The sequence below is a fragment of the Campylobacter troglodytis genome (assembly GCF_006864425.1).
Taxonomy (GTDB): Bacteria; Campylobacterota; Campylobacteria; order Campylobacterales; family Campylobacteraceae; genus Campylobacter_D; species Campylobacter_D troglodytis.
This window is the reverse complement of the sequence record NZ_QHLI01000122.1, coordinates 1-2,204: the sequence shown is the minus strand read 5'-3', so window position 1 is coordinate 2,204 and position 2,204 is coordinate 1. Positions and strand designations below refer to the sequence as shown.

The 2,204-nt window shown below is 28.9% G+C and carries 2 protein-coding genes and 1 pseudogene; all 3 read right to left on the bottom strand.

Features of this window, described 5'->3' with window-relative positions; all coding sequences use genetic code 11:
• Positions 1-308, bottom strand: a pseudogene (locus DMC01_RS14550) (hypothetical protein); the annotation flags it as partial.
• Between the two features lie 16 nt (positions 309-324).
• On the bottom strand, positions 325-1,122 hold the full coding sequence (locus tag DMC01_RS12245) for a hypothetical protein (protein WP_142694465.1): 798 nt from the start codon (positions 1,120-1,122) through the stop codon (positions 325-327).
• Positions 1,109-1,876, bottom strand: coding sequence for a hypothetical protein (locus DMC01_RS12240; RefSeq protein WP_142694464.1), 768 nt, complete (start codon positions 1,874-1,876; stop codon positions 1,109-1,111). Before DMC01_RS12240 ends, DMC01_RS12245 begins: the two co-directional genes overlap by 14 nt.
• Positions 1,877-2,204 lie beyond the last annotated feature (328 nt).

The window sequence follows — 2,204 nt, the reverse complement described above, 5'->3', positions numbered from 1 at the left end:
GAATCTATTTCTTGCTTTTGTGCTTCTGCTTTTTCCTTTTTTATCTGCATTATGGATTTATAAAGGGCTTTACGCGAAGTTAAATAAGAGTTGCTTAAAGATTTTTTGTTTGCAACAAATGAGAGGTAGAAAGATGAGTGATAACCAAATTTGAAGCTTACATTATCATCGTTTAGGCTTGGATTAACAATGGCAAAATCTTGGCATTGATAGAGGGCGTTTAGCAAATGAAGTGATGAATGTTTAGTTATAGATTCTAAGTCTAATTTATTGATATTTTCAAAGGTTGTTATATTGTTAATTTCCATTTATTCAAAACACCATTTATTTAACAAAAAGCATTCTATTTTTTTCCATACTATCCATTCCATCTACTTCATCACCAGACCTTTCTCTTAATTCATATTCTAGAACTTGCCGCCCTTTATCATTGTTAAACATTAACAAGTGCAGAAAGTCATTAAATAAGTCTTTGCTTACAAAATAATCTATTCCATTTTGAAGCCTTTCTATGCCTTTTTTTGCTGAGATATAAATGTATTCGTAGGCAAAATTAATTATATTTTGTGACATATCACCAACCCAAGTGCTTACTAGATTTGATACAGTGATTCCAATAGAAAATATAAAAAATGCAATTATACTCGTTGCTATAAGCGGTATAGATAAAAAATAACCAGCTATTACGGTTGCTATAGCAAGACTTACGCTAATACCTACTCCAACGCTAAAAACTGCTTGTTCTATAGAATTACTAATTATTTTAACAGTAACTCCCTTTGAGCCATTTAATTGATATTCTATTGTATAGTCCAACACATTAAATGTATTACTTACTCTTTTTGTCATAATTTTTATTGGCATAGTGATTGGTTGTAGTGCGGTAAATCGTTTATCTAAATCTCCCATAATGCTAGTAGCATTTCCAAATATATCGCCCACCTTTTCAAACACTTCTTGTTGCTTTTTTAATCTATCTTGTTCATGTTTGGCTTTTCTTGCCATTTTGTCGTATTCCACCACTGCTTTTGGCATACCACCATTTAATAATGCACCTACTATGCCATCATAGGCTTCTTTATTTTTGATTTTGCTCTCATCATTATCTTTATCTGCAATCATTTAATTGCTCCTTAAGTTCATTTATTGGCTTTATGATAAATGTATCCAGTCGTTTCATATCTAATTCATTATAAGGTTGCAACAATACCTTTTTTATGCTAGATAATCTTTCTAGTAAAGCATTTTTGATTTGACTGTCTACTACTAGACATAATTTATTATCTCTAAATGCTAAAAAATATATTTCTGGTTGAATAAGCAAAAATTGAGTGATATTTGATTGAATCATATACCGATTATACGAAGAATCTTTTGAGTTTAGATTATTAAAAAAGGATACAATATTGTTAAATATATTTAAAAAGTCCAACATTGATATAAGATCATTTTTTGTAATAACAATCTCTTTATGTGCCTTGTAAGCAACATACATGCCCTTTTCATTAGCATAGATTCTTGCCTTCATAAGCAATCCTTGATAATACCACTCATTCAATCCCAACACATTAACTATAAATAAGTCCGTATTAAAATTGTCTATATAATTTAAGAGTTCTTTTTTGTGAAATTTTTCTTTGTCAGCAAGATTATATTCATTCACTAAGCTTAAAAACATATCTTTATTACTTATATTGTTTCTTATTTCATCTAAGTTGTAAGCATTGTGCGAATAGCTCTGTTGATCTATGGAAAATATTACTAGCCCCAATGGTCTATGCAAAAAAACATAGCAAAATGAAAGCAGAAAGATTATACCAAAAGCGATAATTTTATTTTTAGTGCTTTTGGCAAACCATAAGTAAAAAGTTTTCATTTAGCTGAATCCTTAAAAAATATACAAATTATACTCAATCAATCTTAAGTTGTCTTAATTTGATAATTCACTCAAATCTAATACATTTGATTTGCAATATTCACTTGAATTCAAATAGCAAATACCACATTTTCGTAAGATGTCTTTATTGTTATATCACATTTGTAAATCTTGCCACTATCATACTAAAACAAAACCTTAAACCACTTGAAAAGTTTGATATTTCAAACTATAAGCCACTCTAATGCTAAAAATTCTATAAGTAAAATGTGCCTTATCATAAAGCTGAGTTAATGATTCTAGCATAGATTTTAAGGCATTATTTGCA